Annotated in this window: 18 protein-coding genes and 2 pseudogenes; 18 read left to right on the forward strand and 2 right to left on the reverse strand. The window is 64.6% G+C overall.

The window, feature by feature from the left end; all coding sequences use genetic code 11:
* The first annotated feature begins 56 nt into the window (after positions 1-56).
* The 16 genes and pseudogenes from C449_RS06395 (at position 57) to C449_RS06465 (ending at position 16,014) form a co-directional block, all read left to right on the forward strand.
* Positions 57-1,766: a flippase activity-associated protein Agl23 gene (locus tag C449_RS06395; protein WP_006077158.1), complete on the forward strand. Its 1,710-nt coding sequence runs from the start codon at positions 57-59 to the stop codon at positions 1,764-1,766.
* A 26-nt stretch (positions 1,767-1,792) separates the two neighbouring features.
* Complete coding sequence (locus C449_RS06400; protein ID WP_006077159.1) at positions 1,793-2,947, forward strand: 5-(carboxyamino)imidazole ribonucleotide synthase; 1,155 nt, start codon at positions 1,793-1,795, stop codon at positions 2,945-2,947.
* Positions 2,944-3,591, forward strand: coding sequence for a 5-(carboxyamino)imidazole ribonucleotide mutase (purE, locus tag C449_RS06405; RefSeq protein WP_006077160.1), 648 nt, complete (start codon positions 2,944-2,946; stop codon positions 3,589-3,591). The genes C449_RS06400 and purE overlap by 4 nt, the downstream gene beginning before the upstream one ends.
* 115 nt (positions 3,592-3,706) lie before the next feature.
* Positions 3,707-4,114 (forward strand): NADH-quinone oxidoreductase subunit A, encoded by a 408-nt coding sequence (locus C449_RS06410; protein WP_006077161.1) that lies wholly within the window; start codon positions 3,707-3,709, stop codon positions 4,112-4,114.
* Positions 4,114-4,806 carry an NADH-quinone oxidoreductase subunit B gene (locus tag C449_RS06415; RefSeq protein ID WP_006077162.1) on the forward strand — a complete coding sequence of 231 codons (693 nt, stop codon included), beginning with the start codon at positions 4,114-4,116 and terminating at the stop codon, positions 4,804-4,806. The genes C449_RS06410 and C449_RS06415 overlap by 1 nt, the downstream gene beginning before the upstream one ends.
* Positions 4,803-6,479, forward strand: a complete 1,677-nt coding sequence (locus C449_RS06420) for an NADH-quinone oxidoreductase subunit D (RefSeq protein ID WP_049913934.1) — start codon at positions 4,803-4,805, stop codon at positions 6,477-6,479. The genes C449_RS06415 and C449_RS06420 overlap by 4 nt, the downstream gene beginning before the upstream one ends.
* Complete coding sequence (locus tag C449_RS06425; RefSeq protein ID WP_006077164.1) at positions 6,476-7,669, forward strand: complex I subunit 1/NuoH family protein; 1,194 nt, start codon at positions 6,476-6,478, stop codon at positions 7,667-7,669. Before C449_RS06420 ends, C449_RS06425 begins: the two co-directional genes overlap by 4 nt.
* A 37-nt stretch (positions 7,670-7,706) precedes the next feature.
* On the forward strand, positions 7,707-8,168 hold the full coding sequence (locus C449_RS06430) for a NuoI/complex I 23 kDa subunit family protein (protein WP_005044531.1): 462 nt from the start codon (positions 7,707-7,709) through the stop codon (positions 8,166-8,168).
* Between the two features lie 275 nt (positions 8,169-8,443).
* Positions 8,444-9,064 (forward strand): annotated as a pseudogene (locus C449_RS18920) (ferritin-like domain-containing protein); the annotation flags it as partial.
* Between the two features lie 108 nt (positions 9,065-9,172).
* On the forward strand, positions 9,173-9,889 hold the full coding sequence (locus C449_RS18925) for a DUF302 domain-containing protein (RefSeq protein ID WP_338035210.1): 717 nt from the start codon (positions 9,173-9,175) through the stop codon (positions 9,887-9,889).
* A 141-nt stretch (positions 9,890-10,030) separates the two neighbouring features.
* On the forward strand, positions 10,031-10,303 hold the full coding sequence (locus C449_RS06440; protein ID WP_006077166.1) for an NADH-quinone oxidoreductase subunit J: 273 nt from the start codon (positions 10,031-10,033) through the stop codon (positions 10,301-10,303).
* Positions 10,300-10,701: an NADH-quinone oxidoreductase subunit J gene (locus C449_RS06445; RefSeq protein ID WP_006077167.1), complete on the forward strand. Its 402-nt coding sequence runs from the start codon at positions 10,300-10,302 to the stop codon at positions 10,699-10,701. The genes C449_RS06440 and C449_RS06445 overlap by 4 nt, the downstream gene beginning before the upstream one ends.
* The gene (gene nuoK, locus C449_RS06450; RefSeq protein ID WP_006077168.1) at positions 10,701-11,003 is read left to right on the forward strand and encodes an NADH-quinone oxidoreductase subunit NuoK; all 303 of its coding nucleotides are present in this window, start codon (positions 10,701-10,703) and stop codon (positions 11,001-11,003) included. The genes C449_RS06445 and nuoK overlap by 1 nt, the downstream gene beginning before the upstream one ends.
* Before the next feature lies 1 nt (position 11,004).
* On the forward strand, positions 11,005-13,017 hold the full coding sequence (gene nuoL / locus C449_RS06455; RefSeq protein WP_006077169.1) for an NADH-quinone oxidoreductase subunit L: 2,013 nt from the start codon (positions 11,005-11,007) through the stop codon (positions 13,015-13,017).
* Positions 13,018-14,541 (forward strand): complex I subunit 4 family protein, encoded by a 1,524-nt coding sequence (locus tag C449_RS06460; RefSeq protein ID WP_006077170.1) that lies wholly within the window; start codon positions 13,018-13,020, stop codon positions 14,539-14,541.
* Positions 14,542-16,014, forward strand: a complete 1,473-nt coding sequence (locus C449_RS06465; RefSeq protein WP_006077171.1) for an NADH-quinone oxidoreductase subunit N — start codon at positions 14,542-14,544, stop codon at positions 16,012-16,014.
* Positions 16,015-16,562: 548 nt separating this feature from the next.
* Here the strand turns inward: C449_RS06465 and C449_RS06470 are convergent.
* Together C449_RS06470 and C449_RS06475 are read right to left on the reverse strand one after the other, a co-directional pair.
* Positions 16,563-17,819: a Glu/Leu/Phe/Val family dehydrogenase gene (locus tag C449_RS06470; RefSeq protein ID WP_006077172.1), complete on the reverse strand. Its 1,257-nt coding sequence runs from the start codon at positions 17,817-17,819 to the stop codon at positions 16,563-16,565.
* Between the two features lie 77 nt (positions 17,820-17,896).
* Entirely contained in the window at positions 17,897-18,742 is an 846-nt protein-coding gene (locus tag C449_RS06475) for an HpcH/HpaI aldolase/citrate lyase family protein (protein ID WP_049913935.1), read from the reverse strand.
* A gap of 63 nt (positions 18,743-18,805) precedes the next feature.
* Here C449_RS06475 and C449_RS06480 point away from each other — a divergent pair, with 63 nt between their 5' ends.
* Both C449_RS06480 and C449_RS06485 read left to right on the forward strand, forming a co-directional pair.
* Positions 18,806-19,315 (forward strand): MaoC family dehydratase, encoded by a 510-nt coding sequence (locus C449_RS06480; protein ID WP_338035211.1) that lies wholly within the window; start codon positions 18,806-18,808, stop codon positions 19,313-19,315.
* A gap of 224 nt (positions 19,316-19,539) precedes the next feature.
* A pseudogene (locus C449_RS06485) lies at positions 19,540-20,351 on the forward strand (PGF-CTERM sorting domain-containing protein); the annotation flags it as partial.

Genomic DNA, 20,351 nt, shown 5'->3' on the forward strand with positions numbered 1-20,351 from the left:
CCCTGCCGAACGACCAACCGAAACGCTCCTATGGGCTGCCCGACCGTGGATGGGACATGAGAGCGACAGACGGCGTCGTGTCCTCCCGGCGTCGTCGGGTCACGCTCGCCGTCGTCGCCATCGCCGTGCTGGGACTGCTCGCCCGGATCGCCTTCCTCGGTGACCGGATCGCCCACTGGGACGAGGCCCGCGTCGGCTACTGGATCCTGAACTACGCCGAAACGGGGAGTTTCGTGTACCGACCGATGATCCACGGCCCCTTCCTCCATCAGGTGAACGCCCCTCTCTTCTCCCTGCTCGGCCCGAACGATTTCACGATGCGGCTCGTGGTTGCTATCCTCGGGGCCGCACTCCCGCTCGTCGCGCTGCTCTTCCGTGACCGTCTTCGTTCCACCGAGACGATCGCGCTCGCCCTCTTTCTTGCTGCCGATCCGGTCTTGCTCTACTACTCGCGGTTCATGCGGAGCGACCTCCCGCTCGCGGTCTTCTCGTTGTTCGCCGTCGGGTTCTTCGTCCAGGCGATCGACACCCGTCGTGAACGGTGGTTCCACGCTGGCGTGATTTCGCTCGCGCTCGCGTTCACGACCAAGGAGAACGTCCTCATCACGCTCGTGACGTGGCTTGGCGCGCTCGCCCTCCTCGTCGACCATCGACTGTTTCTCGATCGGGGCTGGCAGACGGCACTCCGACGGCGCACCACGTGGATCCGTCACGGAGTCCGGTCATGGACGCCACACCTCCTCGCCGGTATGATCGAGTTCCTCGCGATCGTCGTGTACTTCTACGCGCCGCGGCGGACTGACGGACCCGGATTCGACGACCTCCTCGCCGATCCCACGACGCTCCCGGCGGTGGTGGGTGAGGCGACGCTTGGCTCGTGGAACGCCTTCTACTCGCTGTGGATCGAGGGCGGCCACCAGGATCATCCGTACCTCCCCTACCTCGCCGACTACCTCGAAACCCTCTCCACGGGGTCGGGAGCGCTAGTGGTGCTCGCGGTGGTCGGGTTCCTCGTGGACCGCTACACCGGTGACCGGCCGCGTGATCTCGTCGCGTTCTGTTTCTACTGGGGTGTAGTCAGCGTTCTCGGCTATCCCATCGCGACCGACATCATGGCTCCGTGGGCGACGATCCACGCGATCGTTCCGCTCGCGGTGCCGGCGGCGGCTGGTGTTGGCGTCCTCTTCGCGTGGGGCCGTGCGGCGCTCGCCGACGACAACCGCGCCGCCGTCGCCGCGGTGGCGATCGCCCTCCTCCTCGTCGTCGCACAGATCGGGGTCGTTGCGGCCGACGACGTCTATCTCGACTCTCAGTCCGACGGGAACGAACTCGTCCAGTACGCTCAGCCAGCCGACGACTTCCACCCCGCGATCGACGACATGGCTGCCGTGAGCGCGACCAACGAAGGAACTGACGTGCTGGTGTACGGCGAGTTCTTCGTCGCCGAGCAGTCGGGCGCGAGGGAGCCAGGCTGCACGAAGTGGTTCAACCTCCTTCCGATCCCGTGGTACACCGAGAGCACCGACGCAACCGTCTCGTGTGCGCGGAACGTCTCGGCGTTCGAGCGACGGACGGCGGGGAACCCCCCTCCTGTAGTGATCGGGCTGACCACCGACCGAGCGTTCCTCGCTGACCGTCTCGATGGGTACGACGCCCGGAGCTATGTGATGCGGACGCAGGATACCGGGAAAACCAACACGACCTTCTTCGTGGACACGAGCCGGCTCCCCGCGAACGCGACTGCCGGAACCGAAGGGAATCCTTAACCTCCCGAGTCGAAAACCGAGCCACCATGCAAGCGACTGCACCAGGTCCGACGCTGGGGGTGGTCGGCGGCGGTCAGCTCGGCCGAATGCTCGGCGAGGCCGCCGCGCCGCTCGGGGTCGAGGTCGTCGTGAGCGATCCGACCCCCGACCCGCCCGCCGCACCCGTCGTCCGCGACACGCTCCACGGCGATTTCGACGATCCGGATGCCGTCGCCGTACTCGCAGAGCGCGCCGACGTCCTAACCTACGAGATCGAACTCGCCGATCCCGACCTGCTCGAACGGGTAAGCGAGGAGTTCGATACCCCTGTGCATCCCGCCCCCGACACGCTCCGGACGATCCAGGACAAACTCATCCAGAAGCGCCGCCTCCAGGAGGCCGGGGTTCCCGTCCCGCCGTTCCGGGCGGTCGAGAGCGTCGCCGATCTCCACGACGCGCTTCAGGACCTCGGCTATCCCGCGATGTTGAAAGCCCGTCGTGGCGGCTACGACGGTCGCGGCAACGTCCCGATCGAGTCGCCGGGCGGTGTCGAAACCGCGTTCGAGGCGATCGACGGCGACGCGATGGTCGAGGCGTTCGTTCCCTTCGATCGGGAGCTCTCGGTCATCGGCGTTCGTGGCGCGGACGATCGACGAACGTTCACGCCCGGTGAGAACGTCCACGAGGAAGAAATCCTGTGCGAGACGATCGTCCCGGCGCGCGTCTCCGATGACGTCCGCGAACGCGCAAAATCGGTCGCACGCGACGTCCTCGACTTGATGGACGGTCGGGGCGTGTTCGGAATCGAACTGTTCGAGTCGGATGGCGAAATCTCGGTCAACGAGATCGCCCCGCGGCCGCACAACTCCGGCCACTGGACCATCGAGGGGGCGCTAAGCTCCCAGTTCGAACAGCACGTTCGCGCGGTCCTCGGCTGGCCGCTCGGCGCGACCGAGCGCCGAGGCCGGACGGTGATGACGAACCTCCTCGGCGATGTCGACGAACCACGACCTGCTGAACTCACAGGCGTCGACCGGGTGCTTGCCGAACGGGGCGCGAACCTCCACTGGTACGGCAAGCACGAGGCGCGCCCGCTCCGGAAGCTCGGCCACGTCACACTCACCGGCGACGAGGAGGAGAACACGAACGAACTGCTCGAACGTGCCCGCGAACTCCGCGACGGCTGTACCTTCGACTCATGACTGAGACATCAGAAACGACCACCGCGACGGACACCTCCGAGCTCGACGACCTTCTCGAATCACTCGAACGCGAGGCCGACCGCGATCGTTCGCCCGAAACGGCTCCCGACGTGGGGATCGTGATGGGGTCGGATTCGGACCTCGACACGATGTACGGCGCGTACGAGGCGCTTTTCGAGCTCGGCTTCGCCGAACTCACCGATCCCGACGACCCGCCCGAGAACCGATTCACGTTCGAGAGCTACGTGGTTTCGGCCCACCGGACTCCCGGACTGATGTACACCTACGCCGAGACCGCCCGCGAGCGCGGACTCGACGTTATCATCGCGGGCGCAGGCGGGAAGTCGGCCGACCTCCCGAACATGGTCGCCTCGATCGCGTACCCGATCCCCGTGATCGGCGTCCCGGTGCAAGAGAAATCGGTCGACTCGGTCATCGGGATGCCGACCGGCGCGCCGATCGTCGCAGTCGACGCAGGGAAATCGTTCAACGCCGGGCTGTCGGCGGTCCAAATGCTCTCGCGCGAACACGACGAACTGGAAGACCGACTGATCGACTACCACGAGGACCTCACGGCTGACGTCGCACGCGTCTCGCGTGATCTCCACGACCGGGGCGTCGAAGCGTTTCGGGGGGACGAATGAGCCGAGGGAGTCGGGCGTGCCGTGGAGTGGCGGTGTCCGATACCGGACTGGCGGGTGGGAAGAATCAACCCTTATGTGAGTGCGCTCCAAAGCCCGAACACGAGCCAGAAATCACATGAATCCGTGGATAGCTATCGGCGCGCTGGCGGTCGTCGGGGTCGCCGTCCCGCTGACGATGATCGTCGTATCGAGCCTGCTGCGACCCAGCGTGCCCGAGCAGGGGAAATCCGCCGTGTACGAGAGCGGCGAGGTTCCGACGGGCAACACCCGCATCCGGTTCAACATCCAGTACTACATGGTCGCGCTGCTGTTCGTGATCTTCGACATCGAGACCGTCCTGATCTTCCCCTGGACGGTCATCTACCGCGACGCCGTCGCGAACCCGGAGATCGGGTTGGTGCCGGCGCTCGTCCCCATGCTGGTGTTCATCGGCATCCTCGTCGTCGGCCTCGCGTGGGCGTGGCGTAACGGCGCGGTACAGTGGATTCGGAACGAACGGTCGAGCGGCACCCGGACACGATAATGAGCAGCGACAGCCAACTCACGAACGCGGACGCACAGACCACCCAGGAGGCCCGAATGGGCGGGGGCACGGACAACCGGTTCAACTCCAAGCTCCGGGAGGCGTTCGGCTCCTCGCCGTTCGTCCTCACGAAGTTCGACTCCTTCATGAACTGGGTCCGGAGCTCCTCGATGTTCATGCTCCAGTTCGGGATCGCCTGCTGTTCCATCGAGATGATGCACACCTACGCGGTGAAACACGACCTCGATCGGTTCGGCGCGGGCGTCCCCCGAGCTTCGCCCCGGCAGGCCGACGTGATCATCGTTCCCGGAACGATCGTCTCGAAGTTCGGCCCGCGGATGAAGCGGGTGTACGACCAGATGCCCGAGCCGAAGTTCGTGGTCTCGATGGGATCGTGCACCATCTCGGGTGGGCCGTTCCAGCAGGGGTACAACGTCGTGAAGGGCGCAGAGGAGATCATTCCCGTCGACATCCACGTTCCGGGCTGTCCGCCCCGACCCGAGGCGCTGGTCTACGGCGTCGCCAAGCTTCAAGAGCGTATCGGCGAGGGCGAGACCGCGCCCGTGACCGTGAAACCCTACGAACTCGAAGAGTTCGGCGACCTCGAACGCGACGAGCTGGTGACGAAGCTCGCCGACGACATCGACGAGGACACGCTCGTGATGCGGTACAACTGGAACGATTCGCCATGAGCCTTGAACGACCACGCGACCGGTCTCAAACTGTGGGCGTCACCGACGACGGTCTCGACTACGACGCGCTCGCCGACCTCCTCGGCGACACGGTAGTGAGCCGGGAGACCCACCGGAACGCGGAAGCGTTCGTCGTCCGACCGGACGAGGTCCAGGACGCGCTGTTCGCGCTGCGCGACGAGGCGGGGTTCGATCATTGTTCGAACGTCACCGCCCAGGAGTACGAGGATCGCTTCGAGTCGATCTACCACCTGAAGAAGTACGAGGATCCCACTCAGGAGGTTTCGGTCGTCGTACCGACCTCTCGGGAAAATCCGGTGAGCCAGAGCGCGGAGCCGGTCTACCGGACGGCGGACTGGCACGAGCGCGAGGCGTACGATCTCGTGGGGATCGAGTACGACGACCACCCCGATCTCCGGCGGATTCTACTGCCCGAGACGTGGCAGGGGCATCCGATGGGGCTTGACTACAATCAGGACAAGCCCCAGGTCGTCACCCTCGAATCACACGCCAACCCGATCGCCGACGACCACAAGGAGGACGGTTCGGACACGATGTTCCTCAACATCGGGCCTCACCACCCCGCGACTCACGGCGTGCTCCACGTCGAGACGGTACTCTCCGGCGAGCAGGTCGCCCACGTCGATCCCGACATCGGCTACCTCCACCGGTGTGAGGAGCAGATGGCTCAGAACGGGAAGTACCGCCACGAGATCATGCCCTACCCCGACCGCTGGGACTATGTCTCGGCGGGCATCCTGAACGAGTGGGCCTACGCCCGCACCGCCGAGGATCTCGCGGGTCTCGACGTGCCGGAGTACGCCCAGGTCATCCGGACGATGTCGGCGGAGTTCTGCCGGATCGCGGCCCACATGCTCGCACTCGGTACGTTCGCACTCGACGTCTACGGCGAGTTCACCGCGACGTTCATGTACACGTTCCGGGACCGCGAAGTCGTCGAGGACATTCTCGAAGACCTCACGGGCCAGCGGCTGATGTTCAACTACATGCGGCTCGGGGGCGTGGCGTGGGATCTGCCCGAACCGCGTGAGGACTTTTTCGAGAAGATCCGGGACTTCCTCGACGGCCTCCCCGAGAAGCTCGACGAGTACCACGACCTGATCACCTCGAACGAGATCTTCCAGCTCCGCTGTGTCGACACGGGTGTGCTCGACGCCGAGACGGCCAAACAGTACGGAGCGACGGGTCCGGTCGCCCGCGCCTCGGGCGTCGACTACGACCTCCGGCGCGACGATCCCTACGGCTACTACGACGAACTCGATTGGGACGTCATCACTGCCGAGGAGGGCGACAACTACGCTCGCGTGCTCTGTCGGATGCAGGAGGTCGAGCAGTCCGCACGGATCATCGAGCAGTGTGTCGACCTGCTCGAAGACTGGCCGGAAGACGATCGCGAGATCCAGTCGAACGTTCCCCGTACCCTCCGGCCGGACGAGGACGCCGAAATCTACCGGGCGGTCGAGGGCGCGAAGGGCGAACTCGGGATCTACATCCGGAGCGATGGCACCGACAAGCCCGCTCGGTTCAAGATCCGGAGTCCGTGCTTTTCGAATCTCCAAACGCTTCCCGAGATGGCCGAAGGCGAGTATATCCCTGATCTGATCGCTTCCCTGGCGAGTCTCGATATCGTGCTCGGTGAGGTCGATAGATGAGCCCGAGCGAGGTCCTGTTCCAGGCGGCGAACGCCTCGAACGCCACCAACGCGACGAACGGCACTGGCGGGGCGAACGCGACCGGCGCAGCCAATGCGACGAACGCCACGAACGCCTCCGCGGGCGGCGCGGCCGGCGGTGGCCAGACGTTCCCGGAGACGCTGAGCCAGCTCCTCGGGTTCGGTGCCAACCCCGATCCGGGTCTCCAGTTCATCTTCGGGATCGTCGGCGCGTCGCTGATCGCGGTGATCTTCCTGACGTTCGCGGCGGTCGGGGGGATCTGGGGCAAGCGGAAGATCACGGCGGCGTTCACCGATCGGATCGCGGTCAACCGGGTCGGCCCGTTCGGTCTGCTGATCATCGTGGCCGACGCCGTCCGGCTGCTCTCGAAGGAGGTCATCATCCCCGATAGCGTCGATCGGCCGGCGTTCGACATTGCGCCGTTCCTCGTGCCGTTCTCGGCACTGCTCGGGTTCGCGGTGATTCCGCTGGGGTCCGGTCTCCAGCTCGCCGACCCCGAGACCGGGTTCGTGTTCGTGTTCGCCGCGTCGTCGATCGCGTCGCTCGGGCTGTTGATGTCGGGCTATGCGTCGAACAACAAGTACTCGTTCCTCGGCGGGCTGCGCGCGCTCGCCCAGAACATCGCCTACGAGATCCCGCTCGTCGTGACCGCGGCCTCGGTCGTCGTCTTCGCCGGGACGCTTCGGATGAGTGAGATCGTCGCGATGCAGAGCGAGGCACTCGTCACGATCGCTGGCGTCTCGATCCCATCGTGGTTCGCGTTCGTCAACCCGTTCGCGTTCGTGCTGTTCCTGATCGCGAACCTCGCTGAGGTCGGGCGGAACCCCTTCGACACGCCCGAGGCACCCGGTGAGCTGGTGGCGGGGTACATGACCGAGTACTCGGGTGCGTACTTCGTCCTGCTGTACCTCGGCGAGTTCCTCCACATCTTCCTTGGCGGCGCGATCGTCGCGACGCTGTTCCTGGGCGGTCCTGCGGGGCCGGTGCTCCCGGGGATCGTCTGGATGCTGCTCAAGATCCTCGCAGTCTACCTGTTCACCCAGTGGGCACGGTCGGCGATCCCACGGGTGCGGATCGATCAGCTCATCGAGATCGGCTGGAAGGGGCTGCTCGTGATGAGTTTCGCCAACCTCGTGCTCACGGCGATCATCGTGGGATTCATCGCCTGATCGCTCTCACAATCATCCACCACACACCCACCAACCCATGATCGGAATCCTCAAATCGATGGCAACGACGATGAAACACGCGCTCGACGGCTCGACGTTCACTGTCGAGTACCCCGACGTCGCACCCGAGGTCAGTCCCCGTTTCCGAGGGGTCCACAAGTTCAGCCAGGAGCGCTGCATCTGGTGTCGTCAGTGTGAGAACGTCTGTCCGAACGACACGATCCAGATCGTGATGGACGAGCAGCGCAACGGCGAGCAGTACAACCTCCACATCGGCCAGTGCATCTACTGCCGTCTGTGCGAGGAAGTCTGTCCCGTCGACGCCATCCTCCTGACCCAGAACTTCGAGTTCACCGGCGACACCAAGGACGACCTCGCATACAACAAAGAGCAGTTGAAGAACGTTCCGTGGTACAAGGACATCGACCCGCTCGAATCTCGTGAACCCGACCGCGGCGCGTGGATCGGCGAGGGCGAAGGCGAAGTGGACTATCAGTAGTTTTCGGACTCGTTTCGTCACCAGTCGACGAGATGCGACGGTAATCCCCTCTTCCGATTCTCCAGTCGTGTTGGCCTGTTCGCTCGGATCGATCGAGTAGCGCCAGATCGTCTTCGGCGGCCAGATAGTGTTTCGGTCGGCCCTTCGAGATAGTCGTTGGACGTATCGGTCGCAATTCCGGCATAGTTTTTTGGTGCAAATAGACGATTGATCTGTATGGGAAAGAGAACGATAGACAGGCGAGTGCCGACGGCGGACGCTCACGGCGGGGGTTCATGAGCGATGCGGCGCTCGCGGGTGCCGGAGCGCTCGCGCTCTCGGCCACCAGCGGTGTAGTGGCGGGCAACAACGATGGTGAAACTGATTCGTCGCCGAGCGACGTGGAGGTATTGAACTACGCGCTGGCGCTGGAGCATCTCGAAGCGGCGTACTACAACGACTTCCTCGCCGAATATTCCGAAAGCGAGGTCGAGCGTTCGGCGGTGGCGAAGTACTTCGCGCGACCCACCCTCAGATACTCGACGTACCAGCAGATCCAGGACGTTCGGGATCACGAGGAGGCCCACGTCGAGGCACTCAGCCAAACGATCACCGACCTCGGCGGAACGCCGGTCGAACCTGCCGCCTACGAGTTTTCGTACGATTCGATCGCGGAGTTCGTGGCGATCGCCGACCGGCTCGAAGCCGTCGGAGTGTCGGCGTACGCCGGGGCCGCGCCGCTGATCGACAACGATGAAGTGCTGGAGGCCGCGCTCAGCATCCACTCGGTGGAGGCCGAACACCAAACGTACTTCCAACTCCTGCACCTCCAGCGGCCATCGCCCGACGCGTTCAACGAGGCGCGCTCGATGGAGCAGGTGCTCCCGATCGCCAAACAGTTCATCGCTGGCACTGACGGCGGGGCAGCCGGCGGCAACGGGCTCGTGACTGCCGAAACCGACGAGAGCGTTCCGGCGACCGTCGAGCGGATCAAAGGGCGAATCAGGGAGAATGGGTTGACACTCGTGACGACTCTCGATCACGCCGCGAACGCCGCCTCGGTCGGGATGGAGCTCCGACCGACGACGCTGCTAGTCTTTGGTAATCCGAACGTCGGCACACCACTGATGCAGGCGAGTCAAACGACGGGAGTCGATCTGCCGCAGAAGATACTGGTCTACGAGGACGAAAACGGCCGAACGAACGTGGTATACAACAGTCCGGCGTATCTCGCGGCACGACACGACATCACTGGCCAGGACGAGCGCCTCGGAACCATCGACAGTGTACTCGAAACGCTCGCTGGTAGTGACGTGAACCGACCGAGGACGAACCCGAACGCCTTGCTTGGGGACGGCAACGGCGTCGTGACCGTCGCGGGCGGCGAGAGCGTGGACGCGACCGTCGGTCGCGTTCAGCGCACGCTCGAATCGGCCGACGGTATCTCGGTCGTGACGACGCTCGACCACGCCGCGAACGCTGACTCGGTCGGGATGGAGCTCCGACCAACCACGGTCGTCCTGTTCGCCAATCCAAAGCTCGGGACGCCGTTGATGCAGGCGAGTCAAACGACGGGAATCGATCTGCCGCAGAAACTACTGGTCTACGAGGACGAAAACGGAGCGGTCAGGGTGGGATACAACGATCCGCAGTACGTCGCCGCCCGTCATGGAATCACCGGCCAGAGCGAGCGTCTGGCGACGATCGAGAACGCGTTGCGGATGATCGCCATAGGGCAATAGCGACGGCTCCGTCGGGCGAACGGTAGTCGAAGCGATCGAGGATGGGGGGCCAGTGATGGCGCGACAGCGCCGTTGCCCACGCGGGCGAGCGCTCGCGCGGGTCTCGAAACCTTCAAACACCATCCAACACGAGTGGAGCTAATGGCAGCCTTACCGTACGAGGCGATTGCGTTCGCGCTGTTCGCACTCGTCACCGTGGCGAGCAGTCTCGGGGTCGTGCTCGTGGAGGACGTGTGGCACTCCGCGCTGCTGCTCGGGGTGTCGCTTCTGAGCGTCGCCGTCCACTACGTGATGCTCAACGCGGAGTTCCTCGCGGCGATGCAGATCCTGGTGTACGTCGGCGGGGTGCTCATCCTGATCACCTTCGCCGTCATGCTCACTCGAACTGACGATCCGAAGGAGGCGGTTTCGTGACGACTCGCCCCAAGCTGAAGACGGACGGGAACTTTCTACCCGGGCTGATCGCGCTCGCGCTGTTCGGCGTGTTTGCGGCCGTCTTTCTGACAGCCTCGTTCCCGGACCCGACCGGCTTCGCCGGCGACGGGTCGATCACCGCCTCGATCGGCTACGCGATGTTCAACCTCCCCGGCGGCGTCCACCCGAGCGAGGGCTTTCTCGTCGCGTTCATCGTCATCGCGGTCGTCCTCGACGCCGCACTCGATGCGTCGGTGATGCTCGCGAAAACCGAGGAGGATGGTCGGATCGCCGGCGCACTCCGGTTCGGATCGAACAGCACCGACGACGCCACTGACGACAGTTCCGCCCGCACCGACGGCGGCCGTGACCGCTCCCGCGGCGAGGAGGGACGCTGATGGTTCCCGCCCAGTACTATCTCGTGCTCTCGGCCGCGATGTTTTGCATCGGGCTGTTCGGCATCTTGACGCGGCGGAACGCGTTGCTGTTCCTGATGAGCGTCGAGATCATGCTCACCGCCGGCAACATCAATCTCGTCGCGTTCTCGCTTCAGTACGGGAACCTCACCGGACAGGTGTTCAGCCTGTTCACGATCGCGCTCGCCGCGGCGGAGGTCGCGGTCGGTATCGGTATCATCCTCGTCCTCTACCGCAACTTCCGCGGCGTGGACGTAACGAAAGCGACGACTATGAGGTGGTAAGATGGTGGCATTCGACTACGCACCCGCGATTGCACTCCTGCCGTTCGCATCGTTCGTGATCGCACTGTTTGGCGGCCGATTCCTCCCGAAGAAGGGCGCGTTTGCGGGCATCCTCGCGACGGCCGGCTCGCTCGTGCTCTCGATCTGGATGGCGCTCACCGTCGCTGGCGGCAACACCTACAACCAGGAACTCTACACGTTCGTCGCCGCCGGGGGGATCGAACTCCATCTCGGGGTACTGATCGATCCGCTCGCGGCGCTCATGCTGATCATCGTCTCACTGGTCGCCTTCCTCGTCCACGTGTTCAGCCTCGGATACATGAACGACGAGGGTGAGCCGGGACTGCCCCGGTACTACGCCGGCCTCGGCCTCTTCACAGCGAGCATGCTCGGGTTCGTGATCGCCGACAACCTGTTCATGGCGTTCATGTTCTTCGAGATGGTCGGGCTGTGCTCGTGGCTGCTGATCGGTCACTGGTACCGCGACGACGCGCCGCCGAGCGCGGCGAAGAAAGCGTTCCTCGTCACGCGCTTCGGGGACTACTTCTTCCTCGTCGGCGTCGTCGGCATCCTCGCCACCTTCGGCACCGCAAAATTCGCTGGTGAGGAGAGTTTCCCCGGGCTGGCCGAGGTGGTGCTCGGCGAAGGGAGTGCGGGCGCGGTCTCGACGTTCGGTTTCGCCCCCGAGACGTGGTTCACGATCCTCGGTCTCCTCGTCCTCGGCGGCGTGATCGGGAAGTCGGCGCAGTTCCCGCTGCACACGTGGCTCCCCGACGCGATGGAGGGCCCGACGCCTGTTTCGGCGCTGATCCACGCCGCGACGATGGTCGCCGCCGGTGTGTACCTCGTCGCCCGGATGTACGGCTTCTACGCGCTGCTCCCGACCGTGCTCGCGATCATCGCGTTCATCGGCGGGTTCACCGCGCTGTTCGCGGCGACGATGGGCGTCGTCAAGCGCGAGATCAAGCAGGTGCTCGCGTACTCGACCATCTCACAGTACGGCTACATGATGCTCGCGCTCGGTGCTGGGGGGTACGTCGCCGCGACCTTCCACCTGATGACCCACGCCTTTTTCAAGGCGCTGCTGTTCCTCGGTGCCGGCTCGGTCATCATCGCGATGCACCACAACGAGAACATGTGGGACATGGGCGGGCTCAAGGACAGAATGCCTGTGACCTACTACACCTTCCTCGCGGGCTCGCTCGCGCTCGCGGGTATCTTCCCGTTCGCGGGCTTCTGGTCGAAAGACGAGGTGCTCTACGAGGCGCTGATCCACGGGCTCGGATCGAGTCCACTCTTGCTCGGCGCGTACGCCATGGGACTGCTCGCGGTGCCAATCACCGCCTTCTACACCTTCCGGATGGTGCTGCTCACCTTCCACGGCGAACCACGCAGCGATACGGCCCGGAACCCACACGGAGTCGGCTGGAACGTCAAAGCTCCCCTCGTCGTCCTCGGGGTGCTGGCGGTCGTCGCCGGCTTCATCAACATGCTGCCGGTGCAGAAAGTCCTCGGGATCGAGGGGATCGACTTCCTCCACCAGTGGCTCGACGGCGGGTTCGAGGGATTGACTGCCCACCACTACGGCGACCTCACCGGCTACGCGAGCGGCTACATCGGCAGTGAGTCCATAACTGTGCTGCTCGGCGTGGTCGCCTCGCTCGGGCTGGCGCTCGCCGGCGCGGGCCTCGCCTACACGCTCTACCGTGGCCCCGATCCTGACCACCACACCGACCGACTCGGTAACGCGAAGACGGTTCTCATGAGCAACTACTATCAAGACGAGTATCAGGTCTGGCTGGCCGACGCGACCGCGCGGGTCGCCCGCGCGGCCGACACGTTCGACCAAGGTATCATCGACGGCACGGTCAACGGCGTGTCGAGCGTGAGCCTGTTTTCGGGCAGCCGGATCAAACGGATCCAGACGGGTATCGTGACGAACTACGCTGCGCTCCTCTCGCTCGGCCTGGTCGCGCTCCTCGTGATCTTCGGCCTGATCGGGGGGTGGTTCTGAATGCTGATCGAGATCCTGCTCGCGCTCTGTCTGCTCGGCGCGCTGGTCGTGTTCGTCCTCCCGGACGACTACGCACCCGTCGGCGCGCTGGTCGCGAGCCTCTTCCCACTGGTGACGAGCTTCCTGATGTGGTTCGGGTTCGACGGCTCGGGCAACGCCTTCCTCGACGGCGGCACGTTGGCCTACGAGACGATGGTCCAGTGGATTTCGGTGGGCCCGTACGCGATCAACTGGCACGTCGGCGTCGACGGCATCAGCATGCCGCTCGTCGTGCTCACCACAGTACTCACGACGCTCGCGATCCTGACGGCGTGGACGCCGATCGACGAGCGCCGTTCGCAGTTCTACGGTCTCGTCCTGTTCCTCGAAACCGGCCTGCTCGGCGTGTTCGTCGCGCTGGATTTCTTCGCGTGGCTCGTCTTCTGGGAGATCGTGCTGATCCCGATGTACATGCTGATCGGGGTCTGGGGTGGCCCTCGCCGGAAGTACGCCGCGATCAAGTTCTTCGTCTACACCAACGTCGCGACGCTCGTGATGTTCCTCGGCTTCGCCGCGCTGGTGTTCGGGCTCGGCGATGCGGTCACGAGCCTCGACATGCCCGCGATCGCCCAAGCGATCCGGGCCGGAGAGCTCGGTTCGCTCGGCGGCGTCGGACCGGACACGCTCAAACTGATCGCGTTCGTCGCGATGTTCGCCGGCTTCGCGGTCAAGGTGCCGATCGTGCCGGTCCACACGTGGCTGCCGGATGCTCACGTCGAGGCTCCGACGCCCGCATCGGTGCTGCTGGCGGGCGTCCTCCTGAAGATGGGGACGTACGCGCTGCTGCGGTTCAACTTCACCATGCTGCCGGACGTGGCCGCCGATCTCGCGCCCTACATCGCGATCCTCGCGGTGGTGAGCGTGATCTACGGCGCGATGCTCGCACTCGCCCAGCAGGACCTCAAACGGATCGTGGCGTACTCGTCGATCTCGTCGATGGGGTTCGTCATTCTGGGTCTCGTGGCGTACACCGAGTTCGGGCTGGGCGGAGCGACCTTCCAGATGCTCTCGCACGGCCTGATCTCCGGGCTGCTGTTCGCGTGTGTCGGCGTGATCTACAACACGACCCACACCCGGATGGTCGGTGACATGGCGGGACTCGCCGACCGGATGCCGGTCACTACCGGCATGTTCATCGCAGGCTGTTTCGCCTACATGGGGCTGCCGTTCATGGCGGGGTTCATGGGCGAGTACTTCATCTTCCAGGGCTCGTTCGCCGCCGAGTTCGCGGGCTCGATGGTGTTCACCGCGATCGCGATGTTCGGCATCGTGATCGTGGCGGGCTACCTGCTCTACGCGATGCAGCGCACGCTGTTCGGCGAGTTCCGGCTCGATACCGATTATACGATCGGCCGGGCGGCGTTCCACGACGTGGTGCCGCTCGCGGTGCTCGTGGTCTGTATCATCGGCCTCGGTACCGCGCCCGACGTGTTCTTCGGCATGATCCAGGACGCAGTCGGCCCGCTGCTGGGGGGTGGTGCCTGAATGGCACCTCTGACCGCGCTCGCGCCGACGCTGCTGCTCGCTCTGACCGCGCTCGCGCTGTTCGTCATCGACAGCATCGACCCGCACTCGAAGAACCGCACGCTGTTCTCGGGCACCGCGACGGTCGGCTCGCTGGCCGCGCTCGTCGCTGCCGGCGCGCTGCTGGTCACCGGAACGGGAACCAATGGTGGCGTGCAGTTCTACGGCGGTCAGCTCGTCGTCGACGGGATGAGTCTCTTCTTCACGATCATCTTCACGAGCGTCGCGACGCTCGTCACGGTCGCGAGCTACGACTACCTCGCGGGCGAGACCGAACAGGCGGATTACTACACGCTCGTGATGCTCGCCGCGACCGGAATGACGCTACTCGCCTCCGCAGGCAGCCTCGCGGTCGCGTTCGTGAGCCTCGAACTCGTCTCGCTGCCGACGTACGCTCTCGTCGCCTTCCTGAAGGACAACCGTGGTAGCGTCGAAGCAGGACTGAAATACTTCCTGATCGGCGCGCTCTCGTCGGCGATCTTTGCGTACGGGATCAGCCTCGTCTACGCCGCCACGGGAAGTCTCCTCTTTAGCGACGTCGCCGCGGCCGCGGCAGAGACCGAACTCACGGGCGTGCTCGGGATCGGCGTCCTGATGGTGCTCGCCGGATTCGCGTTCAAGACCGCGAGCGTTCCGTTCCACTTCTGGGCACCGGAGGCGTACGAGGGCGCACCGGCCCCCATCTCGGCGTTCCTCTCCTCTGCCTCGAAGGCCGCCGGGTTCGTGGTGGCGTTCCGGGTGTTTACGGTGGCGTTCGGGCTCGACATCACGTCGAGCGTCGACTGGGTGCTCGCCTTCCAGATCCTCGCCGTCGTGACGATGACGCTCGGCAACTTCGCGGCCGCGACCCAGGACAACGTGAAGCGGATGTTGGCGTACTCGTCGATCGGTCAGGCGGGTTATGTCCTGATCGGCCTCGCGGCACTCGGCGGCGGGAACAATCCGTCGGTGCTCGGGATGAGTATGGTCCACCTGTTCGTGTACGGGTTCATGAACACCGGTGCCTTCCTGTTCGTCGCGCTGGTCGAGCATTGGGGCTCCGTGGGGAGGACGTTCGAGGACTACAACGGCCTCGGGCGCGAGGCACCGATCGCGTGCGTCGCGATGACGGTGTTCATGTTCAGCCTCGCGGGGATCCCGCTCGGCGGCGGGTTCCTCTCGAAGTACCTGCTGTTCTACGAGGCGGTCGGTGCGGGCTTCTGGTGGCTCGCCGCCGTCGGCGTCGTCAACAGCGTGCTGTCGCTGTACTACTACAGCCGGGTCGTCAAGGCGATGTGGCTCAACGACCCTGCCAGCGATCTCTCGCTCAATAGCTACCCGATCGGGCTGTACACCGCGGTGGTCGCCGCCGGTCTGGTGACGGTGCTCTTGATCCCCGCGTTCGGGCTCGTCACCGATCCGGCCATCGACGCTGCCGCCGCGCTGTTCTCCTGACGTTCGGCCGTCGAGTTTTCGACGGCGGATGAAACGTTATTTTCACGATTTAGTGACTGAGGGTTGTCAGTTCGATAGCGACTGCTATTGATGTTCGTCCGCAGAACGCGAAGGCTGCCCGTATTGGCGATGAGCGCTTGCACAGCTATCCGGAGTGGCGGTGCTGTGCGGTAGCGGTGGCTGTGCGGAAGCTATGCGGTGGCGGTGCAGAAGCTGTGTAGTGGCGGTGCGGAGGCGGAAGGAAGCCACGCGGCCGCGTTTATCGCGGCCGCACGGGGAGGGACGGGGACTTCAGCGCGTGCCGCCACGAGGCGCGTAGCGCCTCGGCCCGTGCGAACGGGCGGGCCGCCCGTGAGCAGACGCGACAGCGCGGGTCGCGCAATGCTGTCCTGGTGGTGCTGAAAATCGAAGATTTTTCGCATGCCAAAAACGCCGCTGCGCGGCGTTTTTGAGCAACATGAAAAGGGCGAGGAACCGCCGTCAGGCGTCCGGCCGAGCGTAGCGAGGCCGGATGCGCGGGCCGATGGCCCGCGCAGTTCCGAGGGCTTTCAGGGGAACGTACCGCCCTCTTCGTGGGCGTCGAGGATGCGCCGGATGGCGACGACGTAGGCGGCCATCCGAAAAGTGGGAAGGTCGCGGTCCTCGAACGTTTCGACGAGCCCGTCGAAGGCGTTCACGATCACCGTTTCGAGTTCGTCGTTGACGCGCTCTTCGGACCAGTAGAACCGCCGGCGATTCTGCACCCACTCGAAGTACGAGACCGTGACACCGCCGGCGTTGGCGAGCACGTCGGGAAGGACGTAGACGTCGCGGTCGGCCAGCACGTCGTCGGCTTCGGGCGTCAGCGGCCCGTTCGCGGCCTCGACGATCACGTCGGCCGCGACGTCTGCCGCAATGTCGGCGTCGATGGCGTTTTCGAGCGCCGCCGGGATCAGGAGATCGACGTCGAGGGTGAGGAGTTCCCGGTTCGAGAGCTCCTCGTCGGCGTCCGCGTACTCGGCGACGCTACCGGTCTCGTTTTTGTGGTCCTTGACGGCTTCGGCGTCGAGGCCGTCGTCATTGTATACTGCACCGCTCGAATCCGAGACCGCGACGACGGTCGCACCGCGCTCGTCGAGGAGACGGGCGGCGATCGCGCCGGCGTTGCCGTAGCCCTGCACGGCGACCGTCGCGTCCGCGACGTCAGTGCCGAGATAGTCGAACGCTTCGCGCGCGGTGAGCATCACGGAGCGGCCCGTCGCCTCGACGCGGCCCTCGCTGCCGCCCGACGCGATCGCTTTGCCAGTGACGGTGCCGGGTGCGGTGGTGTTCTCAAGGGTCTCGTAGGTGTCTTTGATCCAGTTCATCTCGCGCTGGCCGGTGTTGACGTCCGGTGCGGGGATGTCCCGATCCGGACCGATCAGCGGCCGGAGCTCGGTCGCGAACGAGCGGGTGATGCGTTCGAGTTCCACTGCGGAATACTCCTTGGGATCGATGACGATGCCGCCCTTTCCGCCGCCGTAGGGGATGTCGACCACCGCGCACTTGTACGCCATCCAACCCGAAAGCGCCTTGACTTCGTCACGGGTGACACCCGGATGATAGCGGATGCCGCCCTTGTAGGGACCGCGGTCGCCGTTGAACTGTGAGCGGAAAGCTTTGAACGTCGCCAGCGATCCGTCGTCGTCCTCGATCGAGAGGGTGGTTTCGAGCACGCGCTCGGGGTGTTTGAGCCGTTCGAGTTGGTCGTCGGATGCATCGAGATGAGCTGCGGCATCGTCGATTTGCTCCTGGAGGCTCTCGAACGGGTTCACCTGCTCGGACATACCCGTACCTCGCCGAGCCGCCTGTTAAGCGTGTCGAGATACATACCACACGAATAATATTGAGGTGTATAAGGTAATCAGCGACCGGCGGCGTCCGCCCGCTCGATGACTCGTTCGGCCTGGGCGATCAGCGGCGCATCGATCATCTCGCCGTCGACCCTAAACACGCCCCGTCCGTCGGCGTCGGCCTCGGATCGCGCGTCGAGCACGCGCTCGGCCCACTCGACATGCTCCGGACTCGGGGTGTAGGCGTCGTTGATCGGATCGACCTGTGCAGGGTGGATCGCCATCTTACCGTCGTAGCCGAGTTCGACGGCGAATTCGGTTTCCGTTCCGAGTCCTTCCTCGTCCTCGATATCGGTGAACACCGTATCGATGGCGTCGACGCCGGCCGCACTCGCCGCGAGGACGGCGTGCTCGCGGGCGTAGAGCACTTCTGTTCCCTCCTCGGTCCGACTCGCGCCGAGATCGGCCGCGAGATCCTCCGCGCCGAAGCACACTGCGGTCGTGGGCTCGGCGGCGGCGATTTCCTCGGTATGGAGGATTCCAGGGGCAGTTTCGACCAGCGCGAACACCGGGAGGTCGTGGCCACGCTCGGTGGCTCCCTCGGCGAGCGAGCGAACGTCTTCGCGCGTTTCGGCTTTCGGCAGCATGAGCGAATCGAGTCGGTGTTCGTCGGGCGCGTCGTCGAGGAGGACGTCGAGATCGGCGGTCGAATCGGTGGAACTGACCCGAACACAGACCTCGCAGTCGGGGTCGAACCCGGCGAGTACGTCGGCGACCGCTGTGCGGGCCTCGGCCTTCCGGGCGGGCGCGACTGCGTCCTCGAGATCGAACACCACGACGTCCGCGCCGGTTTCGGGAGCCTTTCGGCACATCTCGGGTCGATCACCGGGCGAGAACAGCACGCTTCTGCGAGCCATACGCGTGTTGGGACGGCAGGGGGTTTCAACGATGTGTCCGACGCACCACCGACGGTGGCGGCGCTGTGGTGGCGGCTCACCGGTGGCTTTTCGGCGCAAGCGCGAGAGGGGGGCCGTATGGTCGGACGCTACTACGAGGACTACGACGAGGGCGAGACGATCGAGCACGACAAACGCCGGACGGTGAGCGAGAGCGACAACCAACAGTTCTGTGACATGACGATGAACCAGCAGCCGCTCCACCTCGACAGCGAGTTCGCCGGGGAGAGCCAGTTCGGCGAGCGACTCGTCAACGGGCTCTATACGATGAGTCTCGCGGTCGGTCTCACGATCCCCGACACGAGCGATGGCACCATCGTTGCCAACCTCTCGTACGACGACGTCGAACACCCGGCCCCGGTTTTCCACGGCGACACCATCCGTGCGCGTTCGACCGTCGTCGAGAAACGCGAGACCAGCGACGGCGAGCGCGGCGTCGTCACGATGCACGTCGAGGCGTTCAACCAGAACGACGACCTCGTCTGCGAGTTCGATCGAACCACGCTCTCGCTGAAACGCGACCACGTCGAGTGATCGGTCGTTTCGAACCGTCGATCGACCTTTCCGAATCACGACCGAACTCCCGGAAACGCACCGCGGGCCATTCGATGCGGATGGTCGTCACCAAAAGGAATTTATTCCGATAACGTGTGGAAGACAGCAACCTCCAACAGCAGGATGGCAGCGTGATGGAATCTCGACTGTTGGGAATCCGGACACGTCGATCGTCCATCGTCGCTGGGAGGAAAATTTGAACAATGACACGAACGAACGAACGACACCGAAGTTTGCTTCTCGCCGGCCTGATCGTCATGGCGGCTGCCGTCGGTACCGTCGGCGCGGTCGGGACGGTCGGTGCACAGGACGCCGGTAACGAGACCAGTGAGAACGCGAGCGAGGAGGACTTCTACAGCCCCTCGGCTGAGGATCCGCTGAACGCGCGATTCAGGGACTGTTGTGCGAACACCGTCGACTCGACCGACGGCGACGTACTCAACCTCAACATCGTCTACGGGCCGGCACAGGAGTCCTACGACGTCGAGGTCTCTGCCTCGAACCTCAGCGACGAGCAGATCGACGCGATCACCTACGGCAACGACACGGACCTGTCGCCCGCTGACCTCGAACGGACCGATATCGTTGGTATGGACTTCACTGACGTCCCGGCCGGTGAGTACGAGTTCACTGTGACCGTCGTCGGTGAGGACGCCGAGACTACCGTCCCACTCGAAGTCACCGGCGAGTCGGCAGCCGAGGATGCGTCGAACCAGTCGGCAACTGACGAAACGACGACTGCCGAGGAAACCATGTCGGCCAACGACACGTCGGCCAACGATACCGGGGCGAGCAATGCAACGACGATAGTCAACGAAACGACGACCGACACCCCAGCCAACGGAACGACGACCGGTGCGACGACCAACGAGACTGGAAACGAGACCGAGATGGGTGTCGAGAACGGAACGATGGCGAACAGGACGATGAACGAGACGAGCGAGAACGTGTCGGTGATGGCGGAGCCGGACTCGGCGAACGCGAGCGCGAACCACACGGTATCGGCGGTCGTGAC

The organism is Halococcus saccharolyticus DSM 5350 (genome assembly GCF_000336915.1).
In the GTDB taxonomy this organism is placed as follows: Archaea; Halobacteriota; Halobacteria; order Halobacteriales; family Halococcaceae; genus Halococcus; species Halococcus saccharolyticus.

Excerpts from the sequence above, each read along its gene's own strand:
- C449_RS06395 (WP_006077158.1), top strand. The coding sequence starts at position 57 with ATGAGAGCGACAGACGGCGTCGTGTCCTCCCGGCGTCGTCGGGTCACG.
- C449_RS06400 (WP_006077159.1), top strand. The coding sequence starts at position 1,793 with ATGCAAGCGACTGCACCAGGTCCGACGCTGGGGGTGGTCGGCGGCGGT.
- purE (WP_006077160.1), top strand. The coding sequence starts at position 2,944 with ATGACTGAGACATCAGAAACGACCACCGCGACGGACACCTCCGAGCTC.
- C449_RS06410 (WP_006077161.1), top strand. The coding sequence starts at position 3,707 with ATGAATCCGTGGATAGCTATCGGCGCGCTGGCGGTCGTCGGGGTCGCC.
- C449_RS06415 (WP_006077162.1), top strand. The coding sequence starts at position 4,114 with ATGAGCAGCGACAGCCAACTCACGAACGCGGACGCACAGACCACCCAG.
- C449_RS06420 (WP_049913934.1), top strand. The coding sequence starts at position 4,803 with ATGAGCCTTGAACGACCACGCGACCGGTCTCAAACTGTGGGCGTCACC.
- C449_RS06425 (WP_006077164.1), top strand. The coding sequence starts at position 6,476 with ATGAGCCCGAGCGAGGTCCTGTTCCAGGCGGCGAACGCCTCGAACGCC.
- C449_RS06430 (WP_005044531.1), top strand. The coding sequence starts at position 7,707 with ATGATCGGAATCCTCAAATCGATGGCAACGACGATGAAACACGCGCTC.
- C449_RS06440 (WP_006077166.1), top strand. The coding sequence starts at position 10,031 with ATGGCAGCCTTACCGTACGAGGCGATTGCGTTCGCGCTGTTCGCACTC.
- nuoK (WP_006077168.1), top strand. The coding sequence starts at position 10,701 with ATGGTTCCCGCCCAGTACTATCTCGTGCTCTCGGCCGCGATGTTTTGC.
- nuoL (WP_006077169.1), top strand. The coding sequence starts at position 11,005 with ATGGTGGCATTCGACTACGCACCCGCGATTGCACTCCTGCCGTTCGCA.
- C449_RS06460 (WP_006077170.1), top strand. The coding sequence starts at position 13,018 with ATGCTGATCGAGATCCTGCTCGCGCTCTGTCTGCTCGGCGCGCTGGTC.
- C449_RS06465 (WP_006077171.1), top strand. The coding sequence starts at position 14,542 with ATGGCACCTCTGACCGCGCTCGCGCCGACGCTGCTGCTCGCTCTGACC.
- C449_RS06470 (WP_006077172.1), bottom strand. The coding sequence starts at position 17,819 with ATGTCCGAGCAGGTGAACCCGTTCGAGAGCCTCCAGGAGCAAATCGAC.
- C449_RS06475 (WP_049913935.1), bottom strand. The coding sequence starts at position 18,742 with ATGGCTCGCAGAAGCGTGCTGTTCTCGCCCGGTGATCGACCCGAGATG.